Below are 15,682 nucleotides of genomic sequence, written 5' to 3' on the forward strand. Positions count from 1 at the left end.
GTTTATTTCTTTTGTTGTTTACGGAATCATCCAAGTTAAATAATAAGCCTGCACATACGTCATAATCCCAACAATAGTAACGAAGAATAAACTATGCTTCAATGTAAAGCGGAACAAATCTGACTCTTTCCCAGCAAGTCCAACTGCCGCACAAGCAATCGCAATTGATTGCGGAGAAATCATTTTACCTGTTACACCGCCCGTTGTATTTGCTGCAACAAGAAGCACTTCAGATACACCGACTTGCTGCGCTGTAATTGCTTGTAAATTCGAGAACAGTGCGTTCGCTGACGTATCTGATCCTGTTAAGAATACGCCAATCCATCCTAAGAATGGTGAGAAGAACGGGAATAATCCGCCAGTTCCTGCAAGTGCTAACGCTAATGTAGAAGATAGACCAGAATAATTTGCGATAAATGCGAATCCTAATACGAATCCAATAGATAAAATTGGCATTTTTAGTTCGTTTAACGTTTCTTTAAATGTTGCTACTGCATCTTTTGCACTCATTTTCAAAATAAAGATAGAAATGATACAAGCAATTAAAATTGCTGTTCCAGTCGCTGATAAAATATCTAATTTCAAGATTGCTTCATAAGGTGTTGGTTTATTTACAATTGGCTCTGCTTTCATTACTAAATTGTGCAAGCTTGGAACTTCAAATTTAAATACGAGACTTTCTAAAGCGCCGCCCGGAGCGAATAACGCTTTAAAGAAACTCTGGCTCCAGATGACTACCATCACAGTTAAAATAATGAACGGAGACCACGCTTTTACTACTTTTCCTACCGTTAGTTTCGGCATAGATGTCGCCGTCGTCGCCGCGGCTACTTCACTATTCGCTTGCTTAGTTTGATAAATTTCTTTCGGCTGCCAAACTTTTAAGAATAGCGATAAACTTACTAAACTTACAAGTGCTGACGTAATATCAGGAAGTTCTGGTCCTAAAAACGTCGCTGTAATAAACTGTGTAATTGCAAATGAACTACCCGCTACAAATAAAGCAGGCCACGTTTGTTTTACTCCTTTAAAGCCATCCATTAAAAATACGATAAAGAACGGAACAAATAAAGATAAGAACGGTAATTGATGCCCAGCCATTTGTCCAATTTTATGTGGATCAATGCCTGTCACTTGTCCAGCAACTGTAATCGGAATCCCCATCGCTCCGAAAGCTACTGGTGCAGTATTTGCGATTAAACAAAGACCTGCTGCATATAAAGGATTTAGCCCAAGGCCTGCCAGAAGCGCTGCCGTAATCGCTACTGGTGCACCAAATCCTGCTGCCCCTTCCAAAAATGCTCCAAATGAAAATCCAATTAAAATAACGAGTAAACGATGGTCATTCGTAATGGATAATACAGATGCACGAATGACATCAAATTGACCTGTTTTCACAGAAATTTTATATAAAAATACTGACATAATGATAATCCACGCAATTGGCCATAATCCGTATAAGAAACCGTATCCGGTCGCTGCCATTGCCATTGTGAATGGCATTTTATACGCAAATAACGCCACCAAAATCGTTAATACAACTGTAATAAATCCTGCCACATACCCCTTCATGCGGAAAACCGCTAAAGCTAAGAAAAAAAAGATGATTGGAATAAGTGCGACTGCTGCCGAAATCCAAATGTTACCGAACGGATCGTAAACTTGTGTCCATGTGTTCATTGTTCTCTCCCCCTAAAGAATCCCCTTTTAAATAAGATATAACCTTATCAATAGACTACCAGGTCATCATACCTTTAAGTCTAAAAAATACAAAACGTTTAAGAAAACGTTTTCAATAATTTTATCACAACAATTTTCATTTAAAAAGATTTTTTTGAAAATTTCATCATTTAAAAAGGAAATCTTACAAAAGCGTCACGTTTTTGTAATGTTAATCGATAGGAAGGTTGCCAAATTTATCGCATACTAAAAGTATAACAACGGACATTACTTATGAGGTGATATATATGAACGGAAACAAAATATTAGCAGCTTTATCATACTTTAGTGTATTATTTGCACCTATCTTATTCCCTATTATCGTGTGGATTGTGGGCGATTCTGAAACGAAACCACATGCGAAACGTGCTCTATGGACACATATCGTTCCAAGCATCGCTTCATTTATTGGATTAGTTATTTTAGGAATTATGGGCATCGGATCTGATCAACCAGACGTAACACTTGGAATTGGAGCAATCATCGTCTTATGCATTTGCGGAATCATTAGCTTATACTACTTCATTTGGAATATCGTGAAAGGTATTAAAGTACTGAAAGCTTAGTTTTAAACAAGCGTTTGATTAAAAAGAAACTGTCCAAAAATTGATGTCGCATGATCGTAAATGAAATTTTATCGGCGGTTCAACAAGAGTAACCTACCTATTAATAAGAAAAAAACCGTCCCAAAATACCTTTTGGGACGGTTTCTTTATCTTCTGCGTTTCTTCTTTTTTCTCATCATTTTCTTTCGGCGCGTATTCGCTTTATCCGCTATAATGTGAAGCGTACTCGCCACAACAATCCCCATTACAAACGTTACAATTTCAACCTCGTGTTCCTTCGCAATTTCTATTAAATTTCCACCGAATGCGATTATATTTAATAGGAATAAAAACGGAGAAAACACGATTAACATGTATGCAATACGAATAATATCACCAATTATAATCGTATGTGTGAAGAAGGAACGATGGGGCATTACGCTCCTATATGGATACCAAAAAATGCGGAGGAATCCCCATTTGTTATACGCATTACTGTACGTATCTAAATCCGGTGTTAGAAATGAAGTACCTACTAAAAAGCCAATTGCAAAAGTTAATAAAAAATCAAAACTTGTTAATCCATACGAAAAGAGCATAAACAAAACAACCGGAAGGGATATTAAGTTTATTTTCGTATGCGTTCTTCCTGATGGCATAATGCACTTCCTCGCTTACGTTCGCCCTGTCATCCTATGACAGTTCTCACCTATTGATCTAATTTTTGATCGATAAATGATGTGTCTATATCCGAACCAAACCATTCTGCCAACTTCACTCGTGCCTTATCTTTCACATCTTCATTTACGTATATCGATGCTTGTAATAGTGCGGCCATTAACGCACCTAAATCATCCGTATAACCGACTCCAGCAATGAAATCTGGAATGGCATCAATCGGTGCAATGAAATAAGCAAGTGCTCCGATTACAATAATTTTCACTCGTTTTGGAACATCCGGTCTTTGCAACACGTAAAACAACAATAAACTCGCATAGATTACCGACTGCCCTGCCTGCTTCGCAACATGTTTTATTTTCTTCCAAAACGCTTCAACTGAAAATTTTTGTTTCATTCAAAAGCCTCCCTATTTTCAAAAGAAATAAGCTACAATATGTTATGTTATCAGTAAAAGTTCATCAAAATTACACATAATCTATCAATGAAATTTCATTGTAACAAACAAAACCGAAAAGAACAAGTGTTCGTTAATTTTTTCGTATTTTCCTTCATATAATAGTTTTCTAGACAACCACTTAAAGATTTCTATTCCATATTTCTCAACCAAAAAACTTTCAATTCCGCTTAACATTCTTTTCTATTTTTGTTATATTTTCTAGTTGACGAGCCTATAAACGAATGTTAAAGTTTTCTCTGGTAGTGACAAATCACATACAAAAAATGTAAAATGTTATAGTGTTTCTCAGAAATGAATTTTGTTGTATAATACAGAAATGACGTTATGCTTATGAGCAGCACAAGAAACCAAAAAGGGTATGCATAGTTAAAGTCGTATATGGGTGAATATAGAAACTCTAATTATGACCAAGAAAACTATGTATTTTTTATTTTAACATTTTTCGCTCCAAAATCGACCAAGCCTGATAGAGAAAGGGTGGAAATGAATGAAAGAAACCATGAAATCACAATTTCAAAATGTGCGTTTCACTTTATTCGTAGCTTTGGCCGTATGGCTAAAAACCTACATCATTACACGCACTAGCTTCGATTTAAAACTTGAATCTTTCATGCAAGAATTCATTTTATTCATTAGTCCATTAGCAGCATCATTACTGTTTGTGGGTCTTGCATTATTTGCAAAAGGGAAAAAACGTAACTATATAGCACTAGGAATTAACTTTATCTTAACGTTCATTCTTGTTGGTAACGTAATGTTCTACGGATTCTACAATGACTTCGTTACTTTACCAGTACTAGGACAAACGTCTAATTTCGGAAGTTTAGGTTCTAGTGTGAAAGAATTATTTAACTACAAAATCATCCTTGCATTTGCGGATATTATCGTATTCTTCGTTCTATTGAAGAAGAAGAAAGATTTTGCACCGACAGAACGTGTAGCACGTCCGATGCGTTCTCTATACTTCGTGTCAACGGTTGCTATTTTCTGCGTAAACCTAGGATTTGCAGAAGCTGAGCGTCCAGAACTATTAACACGTTCATTCGACCGCGTTATGCTTGTTAAAAACCTAGGATTATATGTACACCAAGCATACGATCTTGGCTTACAAGCAAAATCAAGTTCACAAAAAGCGTTTGCTGATAGTAGTAAATTGCAAGAAGCAGAAAACTATGTGAAAACAACACAAAGTAAACCAGATCCAAATATGTTTGGTACTGCAAAAGGGAAAAACGTAATTGTTGTCTCTCTTGAATCATTACAAACATTCTTAATTGGTGCGCAAGTTAACGGACAAGAAGTTACACCATTCCTAAACCAATTTGCGAAAGAAAGTTATTACTTCGATAACTTCTTCCATCAAACTGGGCAAGGTAAAACGTCTGATGCTGAATTCTTAGTAGATACTTCAATGTATCCACTAGACCGTGGTGCTGTATTCTTCACACACGGTAATAACGAATATACAGCAACTCCAGAAATTTTGCGTCAGCAAGGATATCACACATCAGTATTCCACGCGAATAACGCAACGTTCTGGAACCGTAACATTATGTATCCGGCACTTGGTTATGATCGTTACTACAACGAACTTGACTACAAAATTACGCCAGAAACAAAATTAAATTGGGGATTAAAAGATATCGAATACTTCGATCAATCTATCGATATGTTAAAAGAAGTGAAGCAACCGTTCTATACTCGCTTCCTTACTTTAACAAACCATTACCCATTCACTTATGATGACAGTACGAAATTAATCGATGAATACAATTCTGGTGATGGCGTATTTGACCGTTACATGGTAACTGCTCGCTATTTAGACGAAGCAATGAAACACTTTATTGAGCGTCTAAAAGCAGAAGGTATTTACGACAACTCAGTTATCGTATTCTACGGTGATCACTATGGTATTTCTGAAAACCATAACCGTGCAATGGCACAGTTCTTAGGAAAAGAAGAAATCACTACATTTGACCATATGAACTTACAAAAAACACCGATGTTTATTCACGTTCCAGGTCAAAAAGAAGGTAAAACAATTTCAAAACCAACTGGTGAAATTGACATTAAGCCAACAATTCTAAACTTACTTGGTGTAGATTCTACGAATCAAATTCAATTCGGTCATGATGTATTCTCACCAGAAAATAAAGGATTCGTTGTTCTTCGTGACGGTAGCTTCGTTACAGATAAGTACATGTACACGAACAGTACATTCTACGACCGTACTACTGGCGAAGTTGTGCAATTACCGAAAGAAGAATCTCAACCACTAATTGATCGTGCTCAAAATGAATTGAACATGTCTGACAAAATCATTGAAGGTGACTTACTTCGCTTCTCTGAAAGTAACAAGATCAAAACTGGTGAAGTAAAGACAGCTATTAAAGAAGAAAAGAAGAGCGCTGAGTAATCTCAGCCTCTTTTTTTATTTTCTGCTATCCTTCCTCTCCTATTCATTAACTTTAAAATTACATAACCTTCACCTAATATTTACACCACATTAACGAAACATCTTTATAATAAAATATGTAAACAAGGTTCCACATATTTCTTATCTCTCATCTTCAATAGGATCCCTTAGAGAAATGTGTGCATCATTTGTTTTCAACTTTCTTATAATTGTCTTTCCAAGTGTTTTGTTTGCATAAATGAAACCTGTAAAGACGATGTCCCTATGAATGATAGCTACCCTCCTTGTGCAGCATTCCATACGAATGTTGCTTTTTTTTTTCAAAAAGCAGGATTCTTATTTCTCATTTCCGAATTTGTATATACAAAATGCTATAAAGTGAAACTTTAATCAGTGGGTGTTTTGTTCATCCCCCACTGATTATTAGCCCTCACCAATCGGGCGTTTACGGGCAGTTAATGCAGGATAAATCACCACTACTTCTCTGTGATTTACAAATACATATACGTCATATGTAGAGAATTGCTTACATAAAAATTACTATAGTGATTTTTATTCATGTACTAACGAAAGGATGGGACGAAAATTGGCATACGAAAGATTTGTACTATGGAATGATGCAGTTATTGATACAACAAAACATCGCGCGTACATAGAACTTGAAGAAAGAGGTTTACAATTTGGTGATGGCGTCTATGAAGTTATTCGCCTTTATAACGGAAACTTTCACTTATTAGACCCACATTTAACAAGATTATATCGATCCCTTGAAGAAATAGAATTATCACTTCCTTTCTCAAAAGCCGAACTCATCATCTTACTCTACAAATTAATTGAAAACAATAATTTCCACGAAGACGGAACAATTTACTTACAAGTATCTCGTGGTGTACAAGCTCGAGCACATGCATTTTCATATGACATATCTCCGACAATCTATGCTTATATTTCAAAAAAAGAAAGACCATCTTTATGGATTGAATACGGTGTACGTGCTATATCAGAACCTGATACACGCTGGCTCCGCTGTGATATTAAATCGTTAAATTTATTACCAAATGTATTAGCTTATACGAAAGCTGAACGCAAAGGTTGTAAAGAAGCACTTCTCGTACGAAATGGTATTGTAACTGAAGGTAGCCACTCTAACTTCTTTCTTATAAAAAACGGAACACTGTATACGCATCCAGCCAATCACCTTATTTTAAACGGCATTATTCGTCAGTACGTCCTTTCTTTAGCTAACACTCTTCAACTCCCTGTAAAGGAAGAGCTTTTCAGCGTTCGCGATGTTTATCAAGCAGATGAATGCTTCTTTACGGGAACGACTATTGAAATTTTACCGATGACCCATCTCGATGGAACTGCGATTCAAGATGGTCAAGTTGGCCCTATCACCAAATTACTACAAAGGTCATTTTCTCAAAGCCTTTTAAAATCCAACAGCACATCTTCCTAAATACGAATAATCTTCTCATTTTCCACATCAAATATATGTATTTAAATGGAAATCAAGGTGCAGATTTATACCTTGATTTTTTTTTTGTAACCTTTTTGTCATATTCAGATTACCACATAAGTCTTGACAGTAATCGACATGCTCTTTAGAATTTTTAACAGTTGGTAAATATTTCTTCACTACATTACAGACAGAAAGGAATCGACAAATTATGAAAAAATACCTTGCCGGTCTTGCGGCAGTGTCTGTAGCAGGAGGAGCAGCCCCTACACTTGATAGCGTTCAAGCTGCCCCTGAACAAAATACACAAAAAGCTGCTACACAAACTGTCCAAGCTTCCGCATCAAACAATTCATCATATACGGTGAATGCTAGCGTACTACACGTTCGTGCAGGATCAAGTACTTCTCACGACGTCATCTCTCGCGTTTATAATGGTCAATCATTAAACGTAATTGGAGAAGAAAATGGTTGGTTCAAAATTAACGTTAATGGACAAACTGGTTTTGTTAGTGGCGAGTTTGTATCAAAAAACGGAGCAACGAATAACAATGTAAGCACAGGTGGAAACAATAAAGTTACTGCTGATGTATTACGTGTACGTACAGCTCCTAACACTTCTAGTTCTGTTTCAGGACGTGTATATGAAGGACAAACTTTAAACGTAATTGGAGAAGAAAATGGTTGGGTGAAAATCAACCATAACGGACAAACTGGTTATGTTAGTAGCCAATTTGTATCAGGCGCTTCTTCAAATACTGGCTCTACAAGCAATAACAACAATAGTAACAATGAAGCAACTGTTCAACCAGCAAGTGGAAACTATACAGTAAATGTATCTTCCCTTCGCGTTCGTACAGGTCCTAGCACTTCTCATCCAACTGTAGGTTCTGTTAAACAAGGACAAGTAGTACAAGTTGTAGGCGAAGTTCAAGATTGGTTCAAAATCAATTACGCAGGACAAACAGCTTACTTAAGCAAGGACTACGTAAAAAAAGGCGGTTCTAACGAAAACGTCACTCAAGGTAACAACCAAGAGCAAAATAATAATGGAACTATTCAAACTGGTGGTACTTACGTTGTTAACGCAACATCTCTACGTGTTCGTACAGGCCCTGCTGCTTACCATAGTGTAATTGGCGGCGTGTTAAATGGCACAACATTAAACGTAGTCGGATCTGAAAACGGCTGGTTTAAAGTAAACTACCAAGGAAAAACAGGCTATGTTAGTAGCGAATTTGTAAAATTCGTCAAAGGTGGCACTGCTACTCCTGAGCAACCGAAACAACCAGAACAGCCAAAACAACCTGAACAAGGTGCAATTGGTGACTACTACATTAATGCTTCTGCACTAAATGTACGTAGCGGCGAAGGTACAAATTATAGAATCATAGGCGCACTTCCACAAGGACAGAAGGTTCAAGTAATCTCTGAAAACTCTGGATGGAGCAAAATTAACTACAACGGTCAAACTGGTTACATCGGAACACGTTTCCTATCTAAAACACCAGTTGGTGGCGCAGTAGATAATAAGCCTAACGACAACCAAAATAACAATCAAAATAATAACAACAATAACAATAATAATAGCGGTGACAGTTCTTCTCTACTTGCATACGCGAAATCTATGCAAGGCGTACCATACGTTTGGGGCGGTACTTCTGCTAATGGTGTTGACTGCAGTGGTTACATCTACCACGTATTTAAGAAATTTGGTCATAACATTAGCCGCCAAAGTGTTGCTGGATATTGGAGCAGCTTATCAAAAACTTCAACTCCACAACCAGGTGACTTAATTTATTTCCAAAATACTTATAAAGCAGGTCCTTCTCACATGGGTATCTACCTTGGCGGGGGATCATTCATCCAATCTGGAGATAAAGGTGTAGCAATCGCTTCATTAAACAATTCTTATTGGAAAAGCCATTTCTTAGGGTATACGAAAGCACCTTAATTTATAGTTTCAGAGCCTTCTAGTTTACTAGAAGGCTTTTTTTAAAGGACTCGATATAGTACTTCCCTTTCATTCTCTCTACGAAAAAATTATGCGTTTATTCTCCTATTTCATACACTATATTCTATTGAAATTGCCCAAAACGTTATCATAATGAATATATTTCAACAAAAAACATAACCTATTTCATGTCTATTCATTTTATATGTGTTTTTTCAAAGAATTTTCTTTTTATTTAAACTTTTCATTAGACGTTTGACCTCCGATGTCCATTATGATAAGTTACTTAAGATGTTATATTCGCAAAAGTATAGACAACTGGTTTATACACTTTTTTACTATGAGGAAGGAGCATACACTGCATGAATGTTTTATGGGGAATTGGCGGTGTGATTGGAGTATTAGCAATTGCTTTCTTACTATCTTCCAACCGCAAAGCTATTAATTGGCGCACAATTTTAATCGCGCTAGCATTACAAATGACATTTTCATTTATCGTATTACGATGGGATGCTGGAAAAGCAGGCTTAAAAGTTGCTGCTGACGGCGTTCAAGGATTAATTAATTTTTCTTACGAGGGAATTAGGTTCGTTGCTGGGGATTTAGTCAACGCAAAAGGCCCTTGGGGATTTGTTTTCGTTATTCAAGCACTACTTCCAATTGTATTTATTAGTTCATTAGTTGCAATCTTATATTACTTAGGTATTATGCAGAAATTTGTTAGTATCGTTGGTGGTGCATTAAGTAAACTTCTTGGAACTTCTAAGGCAGAAAGCTTAAATGCAGTAACAACTGTATTTTTAGGACAAACAGAAGCACCAATTTTAATTAAACCATACTTAGCACGTTTAACTAACAGTGAATTCTTCACTATTATGGTAAGTGGTATGACCGCTGTTGCCGGATCAGTTCTTGTCGGCTATGCAGCAATGGGTATTCCGTTAGAACATTTATTAGCAGCTGCAATTATGGCAGCTCCATCAAGTTTATTAATTGCAAAACTAATTATGCCAGAAACAGAAAAAGTAGATAATAATGTTCAACTTTCAACAGAGCGTGAAGACGCAAACGTTATCGATGCAGCTGCACGCGGTGCATCTGAAGGTATACAACTTGTTATTAACGTAGCTGCAATGCTAATGGCCTTCATTGCATTAATCGCTTTATTAAATGGCTTATTAGGATGGGTTGGTTCTTGGTTCGATATTAAACTTAGCCTTGATTTAATCTTCGGTTACTTATTATCACCATTTGCAATCTTAATCGGGGTTTCTCCAGGTGAAGCTATCCAAGCAGCAAGCTTTATCGGTCAAAAACTTGCAATCAACGAATTCGTTGCATATGCAAACTTAGGACCACACATGGCAGAGTTCTCTGCAAAAACAAATATGATTTTAACATTCGCAATCTGTGGTTTTGCAAACTTCTCTTCTATCGCAATTCAATTAGGTGTAACAGGAACGTTAGCTCCTACTCGCCGTAAACAAATTGCACAATTAGGGATTAAAGCAGTTATCGCTGGTACACTAGCGAACTTCTTAAACGCAGCAGTTGCAGGTATGATGTTCCTATAATTTTATATAAAACCTCCTCTTTTTAAAGAGGAGGTTTTTTTATATACTTTAAATATAATTTTCATATATATTAAATCCTTCATGTCTAGATGTATAGATGATATGTTACAATAATTAGTATGTCTGTTTATTTTTTCTTATAAAAGAGGGATACTACTTGATGTATCTCGCCCCAAAAAACTTCCAGCTACATGGTCATTTCTTAATAATTGTGCATACTACAAATATCCAGCACGAATTATTTTTAAGGAGGAACGTTTCGTGAAAGATAAGTCCTATAAAGTCCTCTCTATGTGGATTTTACAAATTTTATTTTATTTTACTACTGTACATGTGACGAAATATGAGCACGCGCTCATTTTTACAATTATATATGTCATCATAAATGTACTATTCCTATTTTTACCTGATAAAACAGCATTTATTTTCTTCATACTGGGAACAATCATTTCAGTATTCTATTTATTTTATCAAGCGTGGCTTCACTTATGGAGTACATCAGATCAATGGGAATATATTATTACCCACTTCCTGATGGCAGCTAACTTCTTCATTGTTTATATTTCAACCCATCTATTAAAAAAGGTTATCCTTAAAAATAAAGAGTTAACTGAACGAGTGAGAGTGCTTGAGCAATACATTGGAGAATCAAAATTATTAACAAGACAAGAATTCGAAAGACGACAAGCTTTATTAACAACTGCGATGAATCGTCGTAATGAAACAGGCATTATCATTTTCTTTGATTTCACTTCCTTTAGTAAATATACGAAGGAAAGTGTCATGGATCGTGTAGCTTCATTGTTAGTTGATACAGTCAGAGCTGACTTTGACCTTGCTGCTGAATATGACAGCAACACATTAGTCATTTTATTACAAAATACAAATGAAGCCGGTGCTGACATTGTAATGAACCGTCTACATCCAAAAATGGAGCAATGGCTTGCTGCTGAAGCAATTCAAGACATTAAAATAAAACGAGAACAAATCACGACAAAAGGACAGACATTATTATGATGACACTCGTTATACTCCTTTTATTCCTTCTGTTCTGCGTACTCGTATTTTGGATTAGCATCACATTTTCAATCAAATATGTACTTATTTTTACGGCCTTTCTATTCTCAGGCCTACTCGTTTACTACTCTCTCTTAACACTCGCAGGCTTAATTCATCGAAATAGTAAACGAAAAGATCGTACGCTAGAACATTATCCAAGTGTAGATATTTTAATACCTGCCCATAATGAAGGGGTTGTTATTAAAGATACATTAGAAGCAATGGCAAAGATTGAATACCCAGGCAAACTAAACGTTTATTTATTAAACGATAACTCTCAAGATGAAACACCTGAAATTGGCGATGATTTCGACAAAGCTTATGCTCATATTCATCACATTCGTGTACCACCTGGCGAACCGAAAGGAAAATCGCGTGTATTAAACTACGGCCTTAGCATTTCGGATGGTGAATATTTCTGTGTTTACGATGCAGATAATCAACCTGAACCACATGCACTGCGAATGCTCGTAGAACATGCTGAAACAACAAAGGATGCCGTTGGAGCAGTTGGACACGTTCGTACAGTAAATGAGAAAAGAAACTGGCTTACACGAATGATTTCATTAGAATTTCAGATTTTCCAGCTCCTTATGCAATCTGGACGCTGGCTATTATTCCAAACAGGTTCACTAACCGGAACAAACATGCTTCTTCGTCGTTCCGCATTAGAAGAACTTGGCGGCTATGATCCTTATGCAATTGCAGAGGATGCTGAATTAACATTAAGAATTACCCAAAAGGGCTATCTCTTACCAATCGTCCCGGAATCGATTACATGGGAACAAGAACCTGAACATTTAAAAATTCTTATAAAACAGCGGACACGTTGGCTTCAAGGAAACTTATACATTTTAGAAAAAATGTTTTCTTCATTAAGCTTTTTTAAAGGGAAACTTCTCGTCCATTCCTTACAACAAGTTTTAGTGTATGTCGTATTTTGGCTATTCCTAATCATTTCAAACGTTTGGTTTATAATTGGACTGCTCGGCATATTCCAAATTCAATATAGCATTCCATTACTATTTATGTGGTATGTCGCATATATTACATATGTTTCTCAATTATTTAGTGCTCAGAGCGTCGAACGAACCTTTACACCGACCAATATTTTCATAAGCGTCATTATGTACTTTACGTACGCACAGCTCTTTACGTATTTGTTTATTCGCAGTCTCATTCTTTACTTACGTGCAAAGAGCAAGAAACAAGTAATTGGTTGGGATAAAACAGTAAGATTTAAAAAAGAAAAATAGATTTCATTAAAAAATAAGCACAGAGCGCCGTATGCTCTGTGCTTATTTTTTACCGTAATACTATATATCAGACAATACCCCTTAGCTGAAAGTTATTTCACGTCCATCCCCCAACGAACGATCGACCTTCATTTATATACGAAAAAGTGATTGCTATTTTTGTAGAACCAATTGCTTCTCTTTATGCTCTTTACGAGTTTCAGTCTTTGGTTCCGTGCTTTCTTGGACATTTCGATGTGCCACACGTTTCAAACAAATATGCTTCCACTTTCTTTCGTAACGTTTCATTATTCTAGTTGTCCCCCTTGAATGCGCTTTAAAACTATTTGAAATCGCTTACAGGAAATAATATAGCACATATATATAAAAGTGACAACACATTTCCGACATATTTTTGTCAAAAATATGAATATAACGCGTAAAATATCAGATATTGTCGAACTATATCGATTTTTCTTTTTAAATTACCGATATCTATAGTATTTCGTAACAAAGTAATGCTTTTCCTACAATAGTATAGAACAGTGAAAAAGGACTGCCGAATGTCGACAGTCCTAATACTATTTATATATACAGAATTTTTTTCTTCTATTATTAATGTTGTTTCATACGTCCTTCTTTTTGCAACTCTTTAAATAGTGCTGCAATCATAAAGAAAATAACAAATACGAACGGGAAGGCCGCAATAATCGAAGCAGTTTGCAGCGCCTCTAATCCTCCGACATACAATAAGATCGAAGCTAACGCCGCTAGAACAATACCCCAAACCATTTTAATACGATTTGGTGGGTTTAAGCTACCATGTGTCGTTAACATCGCTAGAACAAACGTAGCAGAGTCTGCCGATGTAATAAAGAATGTTGAAATAAGTAAAATAGCTAACACACATAAAGCCGGTCCTATACTACCCATTTGGTCTAACATAGCAAACAATCCTACTTCTGTGCCCATTTCTTTAATTTGTCCATATATATTTGCACCATCAAATAGCTCCATGTGAATACCTGTTCCTCCGAAAACAGAGAACCAAAGCGCACCAATTACTGTTGGTACGAGTAACACACCAACAACAAATTCACGAATTGTACGCCCGCGTGACACACGAGCAATAAACGTACCTACGAATGGTGACCATGCAATCCACCATGCCCAGTAGAAAATTGTCCATGACTGAATCCATTGATTTCCGCCTTCATTTAATGGACTTAAACGGAAACTCATACTTGGCAATTCTTGAATGTATGAACCGATTGTTGAAGTGAAATAATTCATAATAAAGTTTGTTGGACCTGCAAATAATACAATTATCATAAGTGCAAACGCTAAAATAATATTCGCATTACTTAAATATTTAATTCCTTTATCGAGTCCCGTTTGCGCAGATAGCATATAAAGAACAGTTACAATTCCGATGATTACTAGCTGTGTCGGTAATGAGTTTGGAATAGATGTTAAATAACTAACACCACCCGCAATTTGCTTTGCCCCAAGTCCTAATGATGTCGCCACACCAAATACTGTCGCAAATACAGCTAGAACATCAAACATATGGGCAATACGGCCATGTTCACCGCCTTTAAATAGCGGACCGACCGCCGCACTAATTGTACTTGCTCTTCCTTTTCTAAATGTAAAATACGCAATACATAATGCTACAAGTGCATATAATCCCCACGGATGTAATCCCCAATGGAAAAATGAGAAACGAAGTGCAAGGCGTGCACTCTCTTCAGTCGCACTCTCTCCAAACGGAGGTGTGTATAAATGGTTCATCGGTTCTGCGACACCCCAGAAAACCAAACCGATTCCCATACCGGCACTAAATAACATAGCAAACCATGTCATATAACTATAATCAGGTTCATCATCATCTTTACCTAAACGAATCGAACCGTACTTAGAAACAATTAAGAAAATAGCAATTCCTAAGAAAATAGAAACAGAAATAATATAGAACCATCCAAACTTACTAACTAACGCAGCTTGAATTACAGTCGTTACATTTCCTAAGCTACCTTTTCCAATAATAGATTCGGGAATAATCCCCCAAAGTGTAAATGCAATACATAATGTTAATGAGACAATAAATGTTTTCGTCAGTTTCCTCATCAAATCCCCCTTCGTATGTTTCATTTCTTGTGAAAAACATAAATTCCGATATGTTAAATCGGATAGAAAACCATAGTTTTTTGTGGTGATTTTCTTTCGGCTCTCTCAAGTTTGCCTTCACCAATTAGAGTTCTTATGGACAGCCTTACCTTCCGTACAACCTTTCCACTCTGCAAGAGCTACAAGATTGGAATACTACTGTCAAATTGTGTGAGAAAAATGCGGATGGGAAGAGATTTTCCCAAAAAAGGATGTGTTACAGTTTTAAAAAAGGGCAGATTTATTCTTTACAACCCTTTCTTCTTGTAACAATTATGCGGTTTTTTGCTAGTATATAGCGCGTGTTTATAACTTCACAAACGAGATGTTTATGTTTATATAACTATATTACCCATAAAACGGTAAAATACTCAAGGAATGTAACTGTATAGTAATCATTATGTAATACCCCTG

At 36.3% G+C, this 15,682-nt stretch carries 12 protein-coding genes; 7 read left to right on the forward strand and 5 right to left on the reverse strand.

The genetic code is table 11. The annotated features are described in order from the left end of the window. Positions 1 to 18: 18 nt before the first annotated feature. On the reverse strand, positions 19 to 1,680 hold the full coding sequence (gene lldP, locus NSQ08_RS24780; protein WP_326996732.1) for an L-lactate permease: 1,662 nt from the start codon (positions 1,678 to 1,680) through the stop codon (positions 19 to 21). 287 nt (positions 1,681 to 1,967) lie between these two features. Here lldP and NSQ08_RS24785 point away from each other — a divergent pair, with 287 nt between their 5' ends. After that, positions 1,968 to 2,285, forward strand: a complete 318-nt coding sequence (locus NSQ08_RS24785) for a DUF4870 domain-containing protein (RefSeq protein ID WP_002191186.1) — start codon at positions 1,968 to 1,970, stop codon at positions 2,283 to 2,285. Between the two features lie 146 nt (positions 2,286 to 2,431). Here NSQ08_RS24785 and NSQ08_RS24790 read toward each other — a convergent pair whose 3' ends face one another. Together NSQ08_RS24790 and NSQ08_RS24795 are read right to left on the reverse strand one after the other, a co-directional pair. Continuing rightward, entirely contained in the window at positions 2,432 to 2,923 is a 492-nt protein-coding gene (locus NSQ08_RS24790) for a metal-binding protein (protein WP_002089644.1), read from the reverse strand. Between the two features lie 50 nt (positions 2,924 to 2,973). Further along, complete coding sequence (locus NSQ08_RS24795; RefSeq protein WP_002016186.1) at positions 2,974 to 3,339, reverse strand: YkvA family protein; 366 nt, start codon at positions 3,337 to 3,339, stop codon at positions 2,974 to 2,976. 550 nt (positions 3,340 to 3,889) lie between these two features. On the opposite strand from NSQ08_RS24795, the gene NSQ08_RS24800 reads away from it, so the two are divergent. From NSQ08_RS24800 to NSQ08_RS24825, 6 genes are all read left to right on the forward strand, one after another. Beyond that, positions 3,890 to 5,818 (forward strand): LTA synthase family protein, encoded by a 1,929-nt coding sequence (locus NSQ08_RS24800; protein ID WP_012262002.1) that lies wholly within the window; start codon positions 3,890 to 3,892, stop codon positions 5,816 to 5,818. 574 nt (positions 5,819 to 6,392) lie between these two features. Further along, positions 6,393 to 7,277, forward strand: a complete 885-nt coding sequence (locus tag NSQ08_RS24805) for a D-amino-acid transaminase (protein WP_002016184.1) — start codon at positions 6,393 to 6,395, stop codon at positions 7,275 to 7,277. Positions 7,278 to 7,488: 211 nt separating this feature from the next. Further along, positions 7,489 to 9,231, forward strand: a complete 1,743-nt coding sequence (locus NSQ08_RS24810) for a C40 family peptidase (RefSeq protein WP_340779467.1) — start codon at positions 7,489 to 7,491, stop codon at positions 9,229 to 9,231. Positions 9,232 to 9,593: 362 nt separating this feature from the next. Then, positions 9,594 to 10,805, forward strand: a complete 1,212-nt coding sequence (locus NSQ08_RS24815) for a NupC/NupG family nucleoside CNT transporter (RefSeq protein WP_002016182.1) — start codon at positions 9,594 to 9,596, stop codon at positions 10,803 to 10,805. A 261-nt stretch (positions 10,806 to 11,066) separates the two neighbouring features. Next, positions 11,067 to 11,822 carry a diguanylate cyclase domain-containing protein gene (locus tag NSQ08_RS24820; RefSeq protein ID WP_012262004.1) on the forward strand — a complete coding sequence of 252 codons (756 nt, stop codon included), beginning with the start codon at positions 11,067 to 11,069 and terminating at the stop codon, positions 11,820 to 11,822. Further along, a complete protein-coding gene (locus NSQ08_RS24825) occupies positions 11,819 to 13,120 on the forward strand; it encodes a glycosyltransferase family 2 protein (RefSeq protein ID WP_002129979.1) in 1,302 nt (433 codons plus the stop codon). The genes NSQ08_RS24820 and NSQ08_RS24825 overlap by 4 nt, the downstream gene beginning before the upstream one ends. Positions 13,121 to 13,273: 153 nt before the next feature. Here NSQ08_RS24825 and NSQ08_RS24830 read toward each other — a convergent pair whose 3' ends face one another. Both NSQ08_RS24830 and opuD read right to left on the reverse strand, forming a co-directional pair. Next, positions 13,274 to 13,408 carry a hypothetical protein gene (locus NSQ08_RS24830; protein ID WP_002034792.1) on the reverse strand — a complete coding sequence of 45 codons (135 nt, stop codon included), beginning with the start codon at positions 13,406 to 13,408 and terminating at the stop codon, positions 13,274 to 13,276. A 306-nt stretch (positions 13,409 to 13,714) separates the two neighbouring features. Beyond that, positions 13,715 to 15,229 carry a glycine betaine transporter OpuD gene (opuD, locus tag NSQ08_RS24835; protein ID WP_002129983.1) on the reverse strand — a complete coding sequence of 505 codons (1,515 nt, stop codon included), beginning with the start codon at positions 15,227 to 15,229 and terminating at the stop codon, positions 13,715 to 13,717. Positions 15,230 to 15,682: the final 453 nt, after the last annotated feature.

Source organism: Bacillus sp. FSL E2-8887 (assembly GCF_038007205.1).
Lineage (GTDB): Bacteria > Bacillota > Bacilli > Bacillales > Bacillaceae_G > Bacillus_A > Bacillus_A mycoides.

What these genes read in the sequence shown, in the direction of transcription:
- opuD (WP_002129983.1), bottom strand. Translation starts at nt 15,229, where the DNA reads ATGAGGAAACTGACGAAAACATTTATTGTCTCATTAACATTATGTATT.
- NSQ08_RS24810 (WP_340779467.1), top strand. Translation starts at nt 7,489, where the DNA reads ATGAAAAAATACCTTGCCGGTCTTGCGGCAGTGTCTGTAGCAGGAGGA.
- NSQ08_RS24785 (WP_002191186.1), top strand. Translation starts at nt 1,968, where the DNA reads ATGAACGGAAACAAAATATTAGCAGCTTTATCATACTTTAGTGTATTA.
- NSQ08_RS24825 (WP_002129979.1), top strand. Translation starts at nt 11,819, where the DNA reads ATGATGACACTCGTTATACTCCTTTTATTCCTTCTGTTCTGCGTACTC.
- NSQ08_RS24830 (WP_002034792.1), bottom strand. Translation starts at nt 13,408, where the DNA reads ATGAAACGTTACGAAAGAAAGTGGAAGCATATTTGTTTGAAACGTGTG.
- NSQ08_RS24815 (WP_002016182.1), top strand. Translation starts at nt 9,594, where the DNA reads ATGAATGTTTTATGGGGAATTGGCGGTGTGATTGGAGTATTAGCAATT.
- NSQ08_RS24800 (WP_012262002.1), top strand. Translation starts at nt 3,890, where the DNA reads ATGAAAGAAACCATGAAATCACAATTTCAAAATGTGCGTTTCACTTTA.
- lldP (WP_326996732.1), bottom strand. Translation starts at nt 1,680, where the DNA reads ATGAACACATGGACACAAGTTTACGATCCGTTCGGTAACATTTGGATT.
- NSQ08_RS24805 (WP_002016184.1), top strand. Translation starts at nt 6,393, where the DNA reads ATGGGACGAAAATTGGCATACGAAAGATTTGTACTATGGAATGATGCA.
- NSQ08_RS24795 (WP_002016186.1), bottom strand. Translation starts at nt 3,339, where the DNA reads ATGAAACAAAAATTTTCAGTTGAAGCGTTTTGGAAGAAAATAAAACAT.
- NSQ08_RS24790 (WP_002089644.1), bottom strand. Translation starts at nt 2,923, where the DNA reads ATGCCATCAGGAAGAACGCATACGAAAATAAACTTAATATCCCTTCCG.